This is a genomic window from Geobacillus sp. Sah69 (assembly GCF_001414205.1).
GTDB lineage: Bacteria > Bacillota > Bacilli > Bacillales > Anoxybacillaceae > Geobacillus > Geobacillus stearothermophilus.
On record NZ_LLKS01000041.1, the window covers coordinates 1 to 15,980 of the forward strand.

Sequence of the window (15,980 nt, forward strand, 5' to 3'; positions counted from 1 at the left end):
GGGTATGGATACCACAGTATCGCGAAGCGTCTAAATGAATTAGGAATCAAACCTCGGATTGCAAAAGAATGGAATCACAACTCCGTGCGCGACATTCTAACCAATGACATCTATATCGGCACATATAGATGGGGGAATAAAGTTGTCTTGAACAATCATCCGCCGATCATTAGCGAAGCGTTGTTCCGAAAAGCACAGAAAGAAAGGGAGAAGAAGAAAGTTGACCGCACAAGGGTAGGAAAGTTTTTGCTCACCGGTCTTTTGCATTGCGGAAATTGCGGTGAACATAAAATGCAGGGGTCTTTCGATAAGCGTGAACAAAAGATATACTACCGTTGCACCAAGTGCAATCGAATTACCAATGAGAAAAACATTTTAGAGCCCTTACTCGATGAAATCCAGTTGCTCATCACCTCGAAAGAATATTTTATGTCCAAGTTCACCAATCGATACAACGAGCAGGAATCAGTCGACATCTCTGCTCTGATGAAGGAACTGGAGAAAATCAAAAGGCAGAAAGAAAAATGGTACGACTTGTATATGGATGAAAACAATCCGATCCCGAAAGAGGATCTGTTCGCTAAAATTAACGAATTAAACAAAAAGGAGGAAGAAATTTATCAAAAGTTGAGCGAGGTCGAGCCGGAGGAACAAGAGCCGGTCGAAGAAAAATACAACCGATTGAGTGCCATGGCCGATTTTAAGGAGCAATTCAACCAAGCGAATGACTTCACCAAAAAGGAACTGCTGTTCAGCATTTTCGAAAAGATTGTGATCTCTAGGGAGAAAGGGAAACTCAAGAAGCTCACGATCGACTACACCTTGAAATAATTCTAACCTGTGTGAAAGTTAAGATTGGGCAACTGACCCAGACGGACGGAACGTTTCTCGTCTCGCGCAAAAAAATCGGCCACTTTACATGGGAGATGTTGAAAGGAAGCACGTTCCTCGGCCAACGGAAAGGCGGCATGCCGCAGATGGTCGGCGAGTTTGTGCTGAAAAAACACGGCATTGACCCGCACAACGATTTGCATCTCATTCAAAACGTCGATTTCGCCAATATCGCCAACGCCTTTGCGAGCGGCACCGGCGATTTCGTCCAGCTGTTTGAGCCAACAGCGAGCATTTTTGAACAAGAAGGGAAAGGCTATATCGTCGCTTCATTCGGCACCGAATCCGGGCGCGTGCCGTACACGTCGTATATGGCAAAACGAAGCTACATGAACGAAAACAAAGACGTGATTGAAAAATTTACGCGCGCGATCTACAAAGCGCAGCAATGGGTCGAATCGCACAGCGCAGCTGAAATTGCCAAAGCCATTCAACCGTACTTTAAGGACACGGACTCGGCCATCATCGAAAAAGTGGTTGAGCGCTACAAAAGCCAAGGGACCTATGCGACCGATCCGATTTTGGATGAAGAAGAATGGAACAACTTGCAAACCATTATGGCCGAAGCCGGCGAGCTGCCGAAGCGCATCGACCTGAACACGCTTGTTGATTCGTCGTTTGCCAAAAACGCGATGAACAAGTGACGAAAGCAGGTGAACGAAATGTTTCTTGCCATCGACCGCCTTTCGCACACGTATTTGACAAAAACGACCGCTGTCACTGCACTCGATGATGTGTCGCTGTCCGTCGAGAAAGGAGAATTTGTCTCCTTTCTCGGCCCAAGCGGCTGCGGCAAAACGACGCTTTTGTCCATCATCGCTGGGCTGATTGAACCGACGGAAGGGGCGGTCCACATCGAAGGCCAACCGATTTGGCCGAGCGGAATGGCCGCGCCGACGGCGCGGCGCGCGGTCGGCTACATGCTTCAGCAAGACTACCTATTCCCATGGAAAACAATCGAAGAAAACATCCTTCTCGGCTTAAAAATGACTAGAACGCTAACTGCTCAAACCAAAGAACGGGCGCTCGCTCTGCTGGCGGAGATCGGCCTAGCCGGCGTCGAGTCGTATTACCCGAGCCAGCTGTCCGGCGGCATGCGCCAGCGTGCGGCGCTCGTGCGCACGTTGGCGACCGACCCGAAGCTGCTTTTGCTTGATGAACCGTTTTCCGCCCTCGATCAACAAACAAAGCTGAAACTGGAAGAACTCGTTTGGAAGACGTTAAAACAATACGAAAAAACAGCGGTGCTCGTCACCCATGACATCGAAGAAGCCATCGCCATGAGCGATCGCATTTTCTTGTTTTCGCCGCGCCCTGGGCGCCTTGTGCGGACGTTTGTCATCCCGGATGAACTGCGCAGCCGCCCGCCGCTTGCCGCCCGCCAGCATCCGGCGTTTTCGCCATTGTTCCAATCCATTTGGAAGGAGATGGAGGCTCTTGAATCAAGCTCCTGACCGCATCCAGTCGCTGCACCGTGAATACCTCGCCGCATTGCGCAAAGAGCGGCGAGTGATCCGCCTTTGGCAGACGGCGCTACTTGTCGCCTTTTTCGCCGTCTGGGAAGCGGCGAGCCGCTTCCATTGGGTCGATCCGCTCCTATTCAGTTCGCCCTCCGCCATCGCCAAGCTGTTTGGCGAAAAACTCGGCGATCATTCACTGTTTGTCCACACGTGGGCGACATTGTTTGAAACGTTGCTCGGCTTTCTGATCGGCACCGCCGGCGGGGCGCTCATCGGCGCGGTCCTCTGGTGGTTTCCGCGCCTGGCGAAAACGCTCGATCCATATTTGGTCGTCTTCAACGCCATGCCGAAAGTCGCCCTCGGGCCGATTTTGATCGTCGCACTTGGGCCGGGATTTACGTCGATTATCGCCATGGGCGTCGTCATTTCGGTCATCATCACAACGATTGTCGTCTATTCGGCGTTCCAAGAAGTTAATCCGAACTATTTGAAAGTGCTGCGGACGTTCGGCGCCACCCGCTACCAATGCTTTCAAGAGGCGGTGCTGCCGGCGTCGTTCCCGGCGATCATTTCGACGTTGAAAGTGAACGTCGGCCTCGCTTGGGTCGGCGTCATCACCGGCGAGTTTCTCATCTCCAAGCAAGGGCTTGGGTATTTAATCATTTACGGCTTCCAAGTGTTCAACTTCACGCTTGTGTTGATGAGCCTGCTCATCGTCGCCTTGCTGTCGACCATTATGTATCAGCTTGTCGCCTTGATCGAAAAAAAATGGGGAAACCGCCGCTAGCGGGACGCTCGCCGAATGTTGACGGGCGTCTCGTTTCATTCCTGTCGTCCCAATGAGCCGGCATCCGCCGCTTTTGGGAAGCCCATCTTCGGGAGCCGCCGATCGGCGCCCCTTTTCAATCGATCAGCCCGCGCTGTTTCAACTTGGCAAGCGCCAGTGAAAGCACGTCATCTTTCATGAAATAGCTGAAACGCTGATCGGCGCGGATGTCATCCGGCAGCGCCTCAAGCAGCACCGGACCGTTCGTTTCCAAATACGACCCCCGCTCGACGAGCGCAGCGATGTCGGCAAAATAAATGTTTTTCACGATATCCGGCTCCACTTTATATTGGCCGATGTATTCGAGCCGGCCGACAATTCCCCCCGTTTCTTCCATCACTTCGCGGGCCGCGGCTTCCGCCGCTGTTTCCCCTTCTTCCACCTTGCCGCCGGGAAACTCAAGGCCGCGGCGCGGATGATCCGTCAACAGCCATCGCCCGCCATAGCGGCAAATGACCCATACATGCCCGGGGGAGGGGGAAAACGGATGATCCGCAAAGGCCAGCCGAACGCGATGTCCGTAATAATCGCGAAATTCATGCATCGGACTCTCCCCTTTCCTCTCCCCATTATACAGAAAAACGCCGCTCGACTCGCGGCGTTTACTCTTCTTTTTCGTCCGGAAGAATGCCTATCGAGCGGATGTGTGCTTTCGCTTCGTCGTTGCCGAGCTCATAAATCATTTTGTAAATGTCGACCATCGTCCGGTCGTACGCATCGTTTTCCCGGTCGTAATGGTATTGAATATACGGCACGTGGGCACGCCAAAACGCCTGCCAGTCGGTCGAGTAGTTCTGGTCGAAATACTCGCGCAGGCGGGCGATTTCCTCATCAGTCGCCTCGATTTGAAAGTCCCACGGCGACGCGGTTTTCAATTGGGAAATTTCCCCGGTTGCCATCGACACGTAATACGTCTTTTTCCGTTCGTCTGCCACCTTCGTTCACTCCTTCTGCTCTTTTTGCTTAGTGTGGGGCAATCGGGGAAAACTATGCTCATTTTATTTCATCTTTCAACAGCTCGATCGCCTTGCACGAAGCAAAAGGCCGTCCCCCGGCCTGAGGACAGCCTCCTCATTCTTATCGTCCTAAGAACGATTTCAACATCCAGACGTGTTTTTCCAAGCTGCGATGAATGCCAAGCAGCATATCCCCCGTCGTTTCATCGTTCACTTCATCCGCCAGCTGCATGCCTTCCTTCAATTCGCCGATCATCGTTTCAAAGTCGCCGACAATCGAAGCGACCATTTGCTCCGCCGTTTCCGTCCCGGCTGCTTCTTTGACGGACGCCTGCTTGAGGCAGTCTTTCATCGTCGCCACAGGTTTGCCACCCAAGGCCAACAGCCGCTCGGCCAGTGCGTCAATGTGGATCGCGGCTTCGTTGTACAGCTCTTCGAATTTTTCATGCAGCGTGAAAAACTGCGGCCCGGTGACATACCAATGATAGTTGTGCAATTTCACGTACAACACAGTCCAGTTGGCGATTTGCTTGTTGACAAGATCGATCAGTCGAGTTGTCATCCTCTCACTCCTCCTTATGGTTCTTGTACCCAGCTGGCTTGTTGATGAAACATGGAAAATGTGTCGATGGATAGCTTGCCCGATTTCACCGGAAATATGAACGCCAGCTCTGCCAGATATGGTATAGTGAACTACCCCCACTTAATTTTCTAGCGAAAATTTGAAGTGGGGGCTTCCAAAGAAGTTTGACTGCTTCAAGCAATCCTTATTCTTTGAGGCGTGTCCACTTCGCCGCTAGAGCATAAGACACTCAGGTCTACAGCTTTACTTTTCTTTAAGATGTTTAATGCGCCATTGACATCAGCATTAATTAGTTTGCCAGACTTTGTTCGATACAAGCCGCGCTTAATACGTTTGCCGCTGAACTTATATTCTTTTGGATTGTCGGCATTATATTCAGGAATCTCATCGCCGTCAAAATTCCTTGTGTTCAAAATAGTATTGTCTGACATTGTACAATCCGACGTTGTACATGTTCTTGGCAATATGGCACAGTTCTCGAAGAGTCAAGTATTCTTCTTTGGTCAAACCATTTAGCTGTTGTTTGATACAAAAATACATTTTTTCACCTCCCATCTAACTATATTATACTATATTTTACTGAATCTATCCTATTTTCAGCAAAATATAGTTAAGGCGATTCATCTCCCACTTACTCCGCTTCGCTTCGTTGAAGTGGGAGTCTTCTCGCCTAATTAAGATAAAAAGAAAAAAGGCGGGCGTCATGATGTACTGGACCTTGATCGTTTGCCTCATCATCGCCGCTGTCGTTCTCGTGCTGGCGGTCGTCACGACGTCCAAAGCGTATGCCTACAAGCATACGGTCGATCCGCACCCGAATGAACACGGCGGCGAACAACAAGCCGGCCCGAAGCAGCCGCAGTAGCGGCGCGGGGCTGGCTTGTTCATCAACCAAACACCTTTTTCAACTCTTCTTTCTCTTGCGAAAGCCAAAAGCGCATCAGCTGTTTGGCCGCCTCTAGATCATGCAGCTTCGCTTGGCCGCATTGCCGCTCGGTCGCGGCTGGCACTTCCGTCGCGGCGAGCGCGTCCTTCATGGCTTCTTCCAACAAATCAATGATCTCGTCCACGGTTGGCGAGCCGCTCACGACAAGATAAAACCCGGTTTGGCAGCCCATCGGCGAGATGTCGATAATATCGAAATGATCATATTTGGCCGCATGTCGGCGCAGCGTATACGCAAGCAGGTGCTCGAGCGTATGAATCGCGGCCGGATCCATCGCCTCTTTGTTCGGTTGGCAAAAACGGATGTCAAACTTATTGACGACGCCGTCGCTGCCGACTTTGTGAACGCCGCAATGCCGAACGTACGGCGCTTTGACCGCGCAATGATCCAATTCAAAGCTTTCCACCGGTGAAGGCATGTCAATCACTCCTAGTTATTTATTCTCTTTTTTATCATAACCAAGACGAGGAACGTTCCGCATCTTTTTTGCCTCTCGTTCGGCTTGGCGTCTATGCCCAAAAAGCAAGGCTGAGTCGGCGCTCCCTTCCGAGCGAACGACAGTTGTTTTTCTTGAACAAAAGAACGGTTTGTTCTATTGTAATCATGATGATCACAGAAAGGAGAACTGTACATGGGCCAATGGCTGATTTGGTGCATCCGCTTTTATCAACGCTTTCTTTCTCCGCTCAAGCCGCCGACATGCCGCTTTTATCCGACCTGCTCGAACTATGGCATCGAAGCGATCCGGCGCTTTGGCGCCATAAAAGGGGGATGGCTGACGGCGAAGCGCATTTTGAAATGCCATCCGTTCCATCCGGGCGGTTTTGATCCTGTTCCTGAATCATCAGAACATGTGAAAAGAAACAAAATCACTTAATGGCCTTGCCATTTGCTTGATTTTTTTATATGATTAATCCTGTAAATCGTAATGATTACGATATAATAAATGCGGACATCCTTGAGCCCAGAAAGGAGTTCAATATGAGACTACCATCCATTCTTTTGTCTTTCCTTTTGGCGGCAAGCGCCTGGCTATACGGCTGCCAAGCAAAACCGGAGGCACATAAGGCCCAAACATCGAACGACCCATTGACGATTTATACAACCGTCTATCCGCTTGAAGACTTTACGAAAAAAATCGGCGGCGACGCCGTGAACGTCAAAAGCGTTTACCCGCCGGGAGTGGAATCCCATACGTTCGAACCGACAACCAAAACCGTGCAGCAGATTGCCGATGCGGACGCCTTCATTTACATTGGCCACGGGATGGAACCGTTCGCCGAAAAACTGCAGGAAACATTACAAAATGAGCACGTCCGATTTCTCGTTGCCACAAACGGCATCGAATTGCTTGAATCGAACCATGAACAGGAGCATGCGCATGGCGAAGGGCACAAAGATGAACACGGAGAGGGACATGAGGAAGAACATGGCCATGAACACGGAGACAAAGATCCTCACGTATGGCTTGACCCCATCCGATCCATTTCGATCGCCGAGAACATCCGCGATTTGCTGATGGAACTGAAACCTGAAAAAAAAGACCTGTTTATGCAAAACTTTGAAACGTTAAAGATGAAACTCGAGCGCCTTGACGGGCAATTCCGTTCAACAGTGGAGAAAGCTCCCAGAAAAGAGATACTCGTTTCCCATCAAGCTTACGGATATTGGGAAGACCGCTACGGAATCAAACAGCTGAGTGTTTCCGGGCTTTCTCCGAGCAACGAACCATCGCAAAAAGAGCTGACTCAGCTCATCCAGACAGCCAAACAGCATCACATCCGCTATGTCATTTTCGAACAAAATGTTCGTCCCAAAACGGCGGAAGTGATTCAGAACGAAATCGGCGCCAAGCCGCTCCGTCTGCATAACTTGGAATCGCTGACCGATGAAGATCGAAAAGCCCACAAAGATTACTTTGCTCTTATGGCCGAGAATCTCCACGTGCTGCAAAAAGCCCTTTATTGAAATACAACCGCCTGCCTCTTTCGATTCGTGGGCTTTCTCATTTTGTTTCCCGGCTTCGTCTATTTCTGGCGTTTGTTTATGCACGATAAGCGCTATGTACGGCCAAAACAACAAGGAAAAAGGTGTCCCCAACACGCGTGGGACACCTTCCTTTATGACGTGCGATCTTCTGCCCTGCAGAAAGAAAAGCACCCTTTTCCTCACCCATCACTCTCACTATTGCAGCGAGCGGACATAGGCCGCAATGGCCGCAATTTCTCCCGGCGTCAATGTTTGCATTTCTTTCGTCCGATGGCGCCGGATTGCTTCCTCGATCGTTTTCGCGCTGCCGTCATGCAAATACGGGGCTGTCGCCCATACGCCGCGCAGCGTCGGCGTATCCCACTGTTTGGGCGTCCGCGGGTTTGTGAACCGGGCGCGGGCGTCGCCTTTGGAGGCGCGGTCCTTCGGATTGGCCGTGCCGATATCGTGCAAGTAGGCGGTATTGGCAGTCGTCAATTTCCCGTCAGGCCCGACCGCCTTGACGCTGTCGGTGAAATACTCGCCCCCATGGCAGCTTAAGCAATTCCCTTTCCCGTTAAACAGGCGCTCCCCTTCCTTCGCTTCCGCCGTCAAGCTGCCGTCCGCCTTTCGATACGGGCTTTTCGGCACGGGGAACGAACGCGGGTCGTTCAAGTAGGCGAGAATGGCGTCAAACATATGCTGGACGTTCGGCGGCAGCGGCTTGGACGGGTCGATCGCCGTCATGCCGCCCATCTCGCCTTGCACCGTATGAATGTAGTCGGTAAAATCGTCGCGCGAACCATCCCACATAAACAGCCCGGTTTTCGTCGCCAAAATATTGCTCGGCACGTTGCGCGGCCCTTTCGCCGTCATGAGCGTCAAGCCGTTGATGTCGCCGTCGCTATGGCACGAAGCGCAGCTCATCCAATTGTTTCCTGTAATGTTGATGGCAAACTCGTCGCTGTTGGCGCTGTAAAAGATCGTTTTTCCTTCACGCACGAGCGGGGAGAGCGAATCTTTCGCAATGAGGCGGATCGTGCCGCTCTCCTGCTTCGCTTTCGCATATGGGCTTTTTCCTCCGGTTTTGATCACGGCCAAATCATGGCTCATGGCGTTGTGGACGTAAAGCGTCTTCCCATCCGGCGAAATCGCGATCCCGCGCGGATTGTTGCCGTGGATGCGTCGCAAAATTTGCGTCGCCTTGCCGCCGCGGCGCAAGTCAAAGACGACGAGGTCCTCGCTTCCAGACATGACCGCGTACGCTTTGCCGCCGTCCGGGGAAAACGCCACATCGTACGGATTGGAGACGATGATCGTCTCGTTATGAACATCAGTGACATTGATCGCGGCAAACAGCTCTTTCCGCTCGTCCGGCAACTCAACGTCGTTCGTCACATCAATGACCGAGATGGCCGGAAACACCGTTTCCTCAAATTGGATCGGCGTATCGATGTTCGTCAATAAGTGCGGAATATACGCTTTTTTGCCGTCCGGGGCGATGACGATTTGCTCAAGCGTGTTCGGAATGCCTTGGCTCTTTTTTCGATCGGCTTTATCCGGCGACGGGGCGAGGGCGATTTCCTTGACCGCCCGCCGTTTCTTTGTGTCAATCACGGTGACTTTAGCCGCCAAATATTGCGTCACGTACAGCTTCCTTCCGTCCGCTGTCAGCGCCAGCGCCCGCGGCCGATCGCCCGCTTGGATGTCTTTGGTCCGCTTCCCGCTCTCAGCGTCAAACACCGAGACCGTGCCCGAGCGGTAGTTGGCGACATATACTTCCTCCCCATCTGGACTGGTGACGATGCCGAACGGCTCGATCCCCGTTTTCCAACGGTCGACGACTGTCCGCTTGTCAAGCGATACGACGTCCACTTCATCATCGTACATGCAGGAAACATACAGCGTCCGTCCATCCGGGCTGAGCGCCAGCTGGCGTGGTTCGCGGCCGACGGGAATTTCCGCTTCCTTCGTTTTGGTTTTCGCGTTGATGATTGTCACTGTATCCACATCGATGTTGGCGGTGTAGACATAGCGCCCGTCGCTGCTTACGGCGATGTTGTCGCCGTGCGCCGGGGCGTGTCTGACCACTTTCGGCTGCTCATGCCATGCCTTTTCGTCCTGACAGCCGGCCAACAGCGCGGCGATCGCCGCGGCGAACCACCATTTTCGCATTTCAATATTCCCCCGTTTTTTCACGAAAATGATAACCATCCTCAATTTTACAAAGAAAAGCAGCGAATCTCAGTCGTATTCGCCGCTTTCTTTCTGTTATTTGTTGCCGGATCCAACATCGACCTTGACCGTCCGCAACACCGGCGCCACGCCGTATGGGCCGCCGGCCGCCTGCACTTGCGGCACATGGTCGCGGTCAGTGTTGCCCAATTTTTTCCCTTTGATGTAGACATCTCCCGTATCCCAAAACTCACTTGCCTGCATCCCTTCCTGAAGCGTCGGGCCATCGACGATTCGGTCGTAAAAGTCGACGTAACGGGAGATGATCGTTTCGCGGTCAAGGGATTTCGCCGTCTCATCCGCTTGGTCGTTGTTCAAGTTTTGCAGCGCCACGCGGAACACCCCCGACAACGCGCCGGCGAGCCACGAGGTGTACTTATCCTCTGTTTCTCCCGTATGGTACACGTGCCATTTTTGATCCCAAAAATGGCGGTCCATCGCCTCATAAACAAGGCGCGCCGCATCGCGGTACGCTTCGTCTTTCGTCGCCAAAAACGCCGCCGTAAGCCCGCGGATCGCACCAAGCTGGGCAAGAAGCGTCGGCTCGTCTTGATCCGGCCCTTGGCCGATCGTATAGCCGTTTTCGACAAGCCCGTCTTTTCGCATCAAGTTGTGCATGATAAAATCCGCTTGCCGGCGGATGAGCTCAAGCGCCCGCTTTCCTTCCGGCGTGCCAAGCCCTTTGGCGCTCTCTCCGCTCGCATAGCCGACCGGCATCCCGTCAATCGCCCGTTCGAAGATGCGGAGCGCTTCCATTGTATAGCCGGCTTGGAACGTATCGACCCGATTTCCTTGCGTTCGCCCGTCATGTTCGGTCACAAACGCGCCCGCTTTTTCATTGAAATGCATGGCATCGATGTTGCGAAACACTTGCAGCAGCACGTCGCGGTTGACGGAATACGGGTCGTCGGCCACGCGGTCGTTGGCTGGATCGGCATCCACATTTTCTTTTGCCGCTTTCGGGAACGGTTTTCCGTCAAACACGGCCAAAAACGCGGGGTTTTGGTTTTTGTTTTCCGGCCGCTGGTCGGTCATGCCGAAAAACTCCGCCGCCGGCCATAGCATGAGCCATTGGTCCTCAAGCAAGCTGCGGGGATCTTTGACGACCAACTTCGCCGCATCCGGCGCCAGCTCGCTTCCCCCTTCAGCCAATTCCACCGCGTGCGGCAAATAGACGAATCCCCCGCTTGGGTTGTAGCGGCTGCCGGCTGCCTTCGTCAACGCCTGTTGCTTCGCATCATAAAATAAATGGTCACGGATAAAAGCCAGCTTGTTCCATATTTGTTCCGTCAAAATCATCCCTTGCATCCCGTCGGCGGAGCTGACGCCAAGAGCGACGTTCCCGCTTTGATCGTCGTTTGGCGTTTTCGCCTCCACCTCTTCATCGCTGTCTTTTTGATGAAAATTCCCCAAAAAGTCGCCGGCCCAAAGCGCTTGCTTCAAAAAGACACCGCCGTAAGCCGATGGCGTGAGCACTTTGTCCATTTTTCCGCGATCCCAGCGAAGCGATTGGAAATCGACTTGATAGACGGGAACGTATGTACCGTCGTCATTTTCCGCGTACACGTCCGTGTCAACCTTTTGCGCATAATGCGGATCGCCGCCGGCGTACTCGATGAAGGTCGGGAACATGTTGCGGAAAATTTCCTCGCGCGGATAGCCGACGCTGTCCGCAAGCTCATAAAAACGGTCGGCGAGTGCTTCATCGGCTGGCTTATGCCGCTGTTCGGCCCGTTGCTTGGCGATCGGGCCGTTGATGAGATGGAGCCCGAGCCCTGACTTTTCTGTCACCTCATACATGGCTTCTTCGGAATACTCGTATGACTCGATGCCGGCCGTATAGTCAAATTTCGTCGGCTCATCCGGCTTTCTCGCGTCAAGGGTGTCCAAATCAAGCCCGAGCCCTTCAGCGAGCGGTTCGCCCGAAAGTTCAAATTCCGAGTAGGCAAACATATTGCCGGCCGTATCAAAATGATCGTCCGCCACCGGCACGTGCAGGCGCGGCGCTTCCGCTGAACGGCCGTTCTCTTTCTCCCCGACGGCGGAACAGCCGGACGCCAAAAGCAGCGAGGCCGCCGCCGACGTGGCCATGATTTTCCAAGGCATGCGTTTCATAACTTGCTCCCCCATTTTATTTAAAAATAACGATTTTCATTTTCAATCTATTTCATTATACGTCGGCGATCCCCTTCATTCAAGCCGGAATCCGTTCCATCACATTCCGCCCGAGAAAGACGCTTTTCATGCCTCTTCTCCTTCCCTTAAGCCGGAATCCACTCAATGCGGCGTCCGCCCGTCCATAAAAAGCAGCATTCCAGTTCGTTCGGACAACGTCCGATTGTTTTGCGGCATAAGGACGACGCCGTTTCTTTGCATCGCCGAATGGCTTCCTCTTCCTCACACCACAGCAGCACACGAACCCGGTCGCGGTAAACGATGTACAACTCCCGATCCGCTTCTTCGCCCAATCCGCCGTCCGCCAGCAGCAGCGGCTTGCATGCCGCCTCTTCCATCGAACCGAAAAACTGCAGCAAATGATCCGTCACCTTGGCCAACACAAGTCCGTAATGCAACGGCGTCGGAAACATCGACAAAGGAAGGAGCGAACGGTGCTGATCAATCAACCGGAGCAAGCAAAGCGGCGACCGCAGCGAAGGGGCGGTGTCGCAATACGCTTGAATGACGCGGCGAAGAAACCGGCGCAACGCATACGGCCAGACATCCAACGTCTCGTGATGGATAGGCACCATGGCTCGCCTCCTGTTTGTTCATGCATGTTTTCCCAGCTGCTCCAACACGGCGTTTATCGAGCTCCATGACCGTTTCGCAAAATAAATAGGCTTGTCTTTGCTTTTCGCCTTCTCTTTCACTTTCTTCGCCAAATTATGGTTCACGTAATCGATCATGACCAATATGGCGTCGACATGCTCCGGAATGTCGCGTTTCACCATATTCACTTTTCGTCCATTGAGATGAATGATTTCCCGGAATCCGGAACGCTCCAATTTATCGGTAATATGGCCTAAATGATCGGCTCCGACAACAAGCAGTGATGCCATCACGAAAGCCTCCTTTGCTCGCTTCTTTCTTTTTTATTTTAATTGAGAATGATTTTCTATGTCAATTATAACAAGAGATATTTTCATCATTTTTTTGGGCGATGAGCCCCCGCTTCAACGATGGTAAAGAAGGAAACGCCATTTCTGCACGAAATCCTTCTTTTATATTTGGGGAGGCGTGGGAGAACAACCATGATGGAAGCTGTCGATTGCCCCTGCTTCCGTTGATCCCAAGCGGGAGTCTTCTCGATTAGAGATGGATAAAATGCCTGCAAATGCGTCAAACTATAGACGCGGGCGATTTCATCACGACAAGGGGGATGACCATGGCGAAAGATGTTCTTTGCGAAGTGCGCAACTGCCATTATTGGGCGGAAGGGAACCGTTGCAGCGCGGAGTCCATTTATGTGGTCAGCCATGCCGGAAACATGGCGTCTGATTCGTCGGAAACGGACTGCAAAACGTTTACTCCTTCCAATGAAGCGTAACGATTCAGCAAATAAAGCGCTGCCCGGTGTTGCGGGCGGCGCTTGCATCGTTAGAGGGGGATGACGGTGGACAAGCGCGCCAGTCTCATTCAAGCGTTCCAAAAGGAAATGAAGCGGGCCGCTTTAGGAACATACCCAGCTTGCATCGACTCCTTCGCCCGTTTGTGGGATTATGAGTTCGGTTCGTTTGATCAACTCCCACCTGAGATTGAACGGCTCATCGCGCATCGGGCCGCTGAACTCGGGTGGATGGATGACGTTTGAGGGCCGTCCTCCAACAGGGGACAAAGCGGACGGATGAAGCTGGATCGCAGCGGTCTAAAAGCAAGGGCTTCGATTCGGCGAACGCCATGCCTCCCGGTCGGAACGCCGCGGGAATGGCAGCGGCAAAAAGGCAGGAACCTCGACTTAGGCGAGGCCCTGCCTTTTCTGCTTCCGAACAGGCGTTTTTACTCCTATCAAAAGGTTTGTTCCGTTTTTGGAATGAGCCTTTTCAGTTCGCGTCGCAGCAGTTTTTGCGCGGCGTTGCGCGGCAGTTCGTCGACGAAGTAAATGCGGGCCGGCACTTTATATTTCGCCAGCCGCTCGCGGCAAAACGCGCGAAGGGCCGCTTCGTCTGGCGACGCTCCGCGTTTCAGGCGGACGAACGCATACGGCACTTGCCCCCACGTTTCATTCTCGACGCCCGTCACCCCGGCTTCTTCCACATCGGGATGCGACAGCAGCACCGCCTCCACCTCAGCGGGATAGACGTTTTCGCCGCCGGAAATGATCAAGTCAGAACGGCGGTCAAGGACGTACAAAAATCCGTCTTCATCAAGATAGCCGATATCGCCGGTAAAAAACCAGCCGCCGCGGATCGCTTGCGCCGTCGCTTCCGGGCGTTGCCAATATCCTTTTGTCACATTCGGCCCTTTGACGACAATTTCCCCCGCTTCATGCGGCGCAGCCGGCTTTCCGTCTTTTAGGATGCAAAGCTCCGCCGGAAAAAGCGGCTTGCCGGCCGAACCGAGCTTCGTCAAACTGTATTCCGGCGCGAGTGTTGCGATTTGCGACGCCGTTTCCGTCATCCCGTATGTCTGGTACACCGGGATGCCCTTTTCTTTGCATGCCTCAAGCAGCGGGCGCGGCGCCGGCCCGCCCCCCAGCAGCATGCAGCGGAACGTATCGGGGTAGCGCGCTTCCCCGAGCTCGGCCACCATCCGCTGAAGCATGGCAGCCACGACCGACATGATCGTCACGTCGCCGCGCATGATCCATTCGTTCGCTTCCTTTGGGTCGAATGACGTTTGCAGCCGCATCGGCATGCCATAAATGACGCTGCGCATGGCGATCGACAGGCCGCTGATATGAAACAGCGGCACGGCGGCCAGCCAGCAGTCGCGCTCATGCAAGCCTAAATTGAGCGCCGAGCCGACCGCGCTCCACCAGTGGTTGCCGTACGTTTGCAGCACGCCTTTCGGGGTGCCGGTCGTCCCGGACGTATACATGATCGTGGCGACTTCCTCCAAATCGCACGTTTCTTTTAAGGAGACGTCCACTTCCGGAAGCGCGGCAACCGCGCCCACAGTCAGAACGCGTCCATCGCCGTCAAGGCTCCCGGCTAGCTCCTCATCGGCGATGGCAAGCCGCGCGCCGCTGTCATCAAGCTGCCAGCCAAGCTCATAGGACGTAAGGCGCACGTTTTGCAGCAGGACGCGGGCGCCGAGAAAAAACAACGCATGGATGATCTCGATCATCTCGATGCGATTTTTCATCAGCAAGGCGACAATATCTCCTTCCTTGACGCCTGCTTGAGCGAGGCGCCGCGCCCAGACGGCAGCCGCTTCATACAATTCGGCAAACGTTTTGGTCCGCCGCCCGTCGCTCACGGCGATTCGCTCCGGGGTTAAAAACGCCCGCTGCTTCAGCCAGTTTGGCATCGTTGTCATCTAGCGTCCTCCCTCTAGAAATGTTGATCTATCAAGGCTTTTCGGCCTCTCAGGGGTGTCCAAAAAATATTTTTCGACAAAATCCCTTACATCCTTTTTCAGTTTTGTGGATATTTTACAGACCTAGGGTGCGCTTCGCGGCCACGGCTGGTTATATTTTCCTGCCGCGGGGGGGAAGCATATTCGATGCACCCTTTGGATCTCCGCGTCGCTGATGAGGACGAACCCTCCCATGTCTCCGGGCGTCTTCGCGCCAACATTCCCTCGTTCGGTCTCGTCATCAGGCGGAGGCCGGCCAAGCTCCTTTAGGGACTCAAGGTCGAATGGATRAAATCACGCCAGCTTCTCCGGTGTCATCTCGTTGTCCAACGATTCTTCCGTTCGCAGGGGGGAGGCCTTAGGCCGCCCGTTGCACCTGGGACAAGACGTCCTGTTTCATTCGCTCCGCGTCAAACGCTTGTTTCTTCGTACAAATCGCAAACAGCACATTCAACAGCTTCCGGCACAAGGCGACGATGGACTGCTTTCCGGTCAGCGGATTGACGGATCGGGTCGTATAATACTCATGCAGCTCGCGAAACGCCTCGTTRTGCCGAATCAGCGGAATCATCGCCCGAAACAGCACCGAGCGCAACCG

At 53.3% G+C, this 15,980-nt stretch carries 18 protein-coding genes and 3 pseudogenes; 9 read left to right on the forward strand and 12 right to left on the reverse strand.

What is annotated here, in order from left to right; all coding sequences use genetic code 11:
- The 4 genes and pseudogenes from AP057_RS10850 to AP057_RS10865 all read left to right on the forward strand — a co-directional run.
- A partial coding sequence (locus tag AP057_RS10850) for a recombinase family protein (RefSeq protein ID WP_200910068.1) occupies positions 1-831 on the forward strand: 831 nt, incomplete at its 5' end.
- Between the two features lie 17 nt (positions 832-848).
- Positions 849-1,535, forward strand: a pseudogene (locus AP057_RS10855) (ABC transporter substrate-binding protein); the annotation flags it as partial.
- Between the two features lie 18 nt (positions 1,536-1,553).
- Positions 1,554-2,345: an ABC transporter ATP-binding protein gene (locus tag AP057_RS10860; RefSeq protein ID WP_055358727.1), complete on the forward strand. Its 792-nt coding sequence runs from the start codon at positions 1,554-1,556 to the stop codon at positions 2,343-2,345.
- Positions 2,329-3,138, forward strand: coding sequence for an ABC transporter permease (locus AP057_RS10865; RefSeq protein ID WP_049625030.1), 810 nt, complete (start codon positions 2,329-2,331; stop codon positions 3,136-3,138). The genes AP057_RS10860 and AP057_RS10865 overlap by 17 nt, the downstream gene beginning before the upstream one ends.
- Before the next feature lie 115 nt (positions 3,139-3,253).
- Here AP057_RS10865 and ytkD read toward each other — a convergent pair whose 3' ends face one another.
- The 5 genes and pseudogenes from ytkD to AP057_RS17295 form a co-directional block, all read right to left on the reverse strand.
- Positions 3,254-3,721, reverse strand: coding sequence for an RNA deprotection pyrophosphohydrolase (gene ytkD, locus AP057_RS10870; RefSeq protein WP_047818907.1), 468 nt, complete (start codon positions 3,719-3,721; stop codon positions 3,254-3,256).
- Positions 3,722-3,779: 58 nt separating this feature from the next.
- Positions 3,780-4,112 carry a hypothetical protein gene (locus AP057_RS10875; protein WP_033014566.1) on the reverse strand — a complete coding sequence of 111 codons (333 nt, stop codon included), beginning with the start codon at positions 4,110-4,112 and terminating at the stop codon, positions 3,780-3,782.
- A gap of 142 nt (positions 4,113-4,254) precedes the next feature.
- Positions 4,255-4,695: a Dps family protein gene (locus AP057_RS10880; RefSeq protein WP_033014567.1), complete on the reverse strand. Its 441-nt coding sequence runs from the start codon at positions 4,693-4,695 to the stop codon at positions 4,255-4,257.
- 194 nt (positions 4,696-4,889) lie between these two features.
- A pseudogene (locus AP057_RS16420) lies at positions 4,890-5,114 on the reverse strand (RNA-guided endonuclease TnpB family protein); the annotation flags it as partial.
- Positions 5,110-5,256: a hypothetical protein gene (locus AP057_RS17295; RefSeq protein WP_161804328.1), complete on the reverse strand. Its 147-nt coding sequence runs from the start codon at positions 5,254-5,256 to the stop codon at positions 5,110-5,112. The gene AP057_RS17295 and the pseudogene AP057_RS16420, both read right to left, overlap by 5 nt.
- A 163-nt stretch (positions 5,257-5,419) precedes the next feature.
- Here AP057_RS17295 and ytzI point away from each other — a divergent pair, with 163 nt between their 5' ends.
- Entirely contained in the window at positions 5,420-5,581 is a 162-nt protein-coding gene (gene ytzI / locus AP057_RS16425) for a YtzI protein (protein WP_015375668.1), read from the forward strand.
- Between the two features lie 22 nt (positions 5,582-5,603).
- On the opposite strand, the gene AP057_RS10885 is transcribed toward ytzI, so the two are convergent.
- The gene (locus tag AP057_RS10885; protein ID WP_011232335.1) at positions 5,604-6,080 is read right to left on the reverse strand and encodes an S-ribosylhomocysteine lyase; all 477 of its coding nucleotides are present in this window, start codon (positions 6,078-6,080) and stop codon (positions 5,604-5,606) included.
- Between the two features lie 213 nt (positions 6,081-6,293).
- Between AP057_RS10885 and yidD the strand changes: the two genes are divergently transcribed.
- Both yidD and AP057_RS10895 read left to right on the forward strand, forming a co-directional pair.
- Positions 6,294-6,539 carry a membrane protein insertion efficiency factor YidD gene (gene yidD / locus AP057_RS10890; protein WP_033014569.1) on the forward strand — a complete coding sequence of 82 codons (246 nt, stop codon included), beginning with the start codon at positions 6,294-6,296 and terminating at the stop codon, positions 6,537-6,539.
- 104 nt (positions 6,540-6,643) lie between these two features.
- Complete coding sequence (locus AP057_RS10895; RefSeq protein WP_049624992.1) at positions 6,644-7,630, forward strand: metal ABC transporter substrate-binding protein; 987 nt, start codon at positions 6,644-6,646, stop codon at positions 7,628-7,630.
- A 216-nt stretch (positions 7,631-7,846) separates the two neighbouring features.
- Here AP057_RS10895 and AP057_RS10900 read toward each other — a convergent pair whose 3' ends face one another.
- The 4 genes from AP057_RS10900 to AP057_RS10915 all read right to left on the reverse strand — a co-directional run bounded on the left by AP057_RS10900 (position 7,847) and on the right by AP057_RS10915 (position 12,924).
- Positions 7,847-9,805, reverse strand: coding sequence for a beta-propeller fold lactonase family protein (locus tag AP057_RS10900; RefSeq protein ID WP_049624994.1), 1,959 nt, complete (start codon positions 9,803-9,805; stop codon positions 7,847-7,849).
- A gap of 96 nt (positions 9,806-9,901) precedes the next feature.
- Entirely contained in the window at positions 9,902-11,980 is a 2,079-nt protein-coding gene (locus AP057_RS10905) for a hypothetical protein (protein WP_049624993.1), read from the reverse strand.
- A 146-nt stretch (positions 11,981-12,126) separates the two neighbouring features.
- Positions 12,127-12,615 carry a hypothetical protein gene (locus AP057_RS10910; protein WP_013524470.1) on the reverse strand — a complete coding sequence of 163 codons (489 nt, stop codon included), beginning with the start codon at positions 12,613-12,615 and terminating at the stop codon, positions 12,127-12,129.
- Positions 12,616-12,633: 18 nt separating this feature from the next.
- On the reverse strand, positions 12,634-12,924 hold the full coding sequence (locus AP057_RS10915; protein ID WP_013144398.1) for a DUF2325 domain-containing protein: 291 nt from the start codon (positions 12,922-12,924) through the stop codon (positions 12,634-12,636).
- Positions 12,925-13,250: 326 nt separating this feature from the next.
- On the opposite strand from AP057_RS10915, the gene AP057_RS16430 reads away from it, so the two are divergent.
- Both AP057_RS16430 and AP057_RS10920 read left to right on the forward strand, forming a co-directional pair.
- The gene (locus AP057_RS16430) at positions 13,251-13,412 is read left to right on the forward strand and encodes a DUF1540 domain-containing protein (protein ID WP_064502500.1); all 162 of its coding nucleotides are present in this window, start codon (positions 13,251-13,253) and stop codon (positions 13,410-13,412) included.
- Positions 13,413-13,478: 66 nt separating this feature from the next.
- Entirely contained in the window at positions 13,479-13,676 is a 198-nt protein-coding gene (locus AP057_RS10920; RefSeq protein ID WP_055358728.1) for a hypothetical protein, read from the forward strand.
- Between the two features lie 194 nt (positions 13,677-13,870).
- On the opposite strand, the gene AP057_RS10925 is transcribed toward AP057_RS10920, so the two are convergent.
- Both AP057_RS10925 and AP057_RS10930 read right to left on the reverse strand, forming a co-directional pair.
- On the reverse strand, positions 13,871-15,343 hold the full coding sequence (locus AP057_RS10925; RefSeq protein WP_011232344.1) for an o-succinylbenzoate--CoA ligase: 1,473 nt from the start codon (positions 15,341-15,343) through the stop codon (positions 13,871-13,873).
- Positions 15,344-15,740: 397 nt separating this feature from the next.
- A pseudogene (locus tag AP057_RS10930) lies at positions 15,741-15,980 on the reverse strand (IS110 family transposase); the annotation flags it as partial.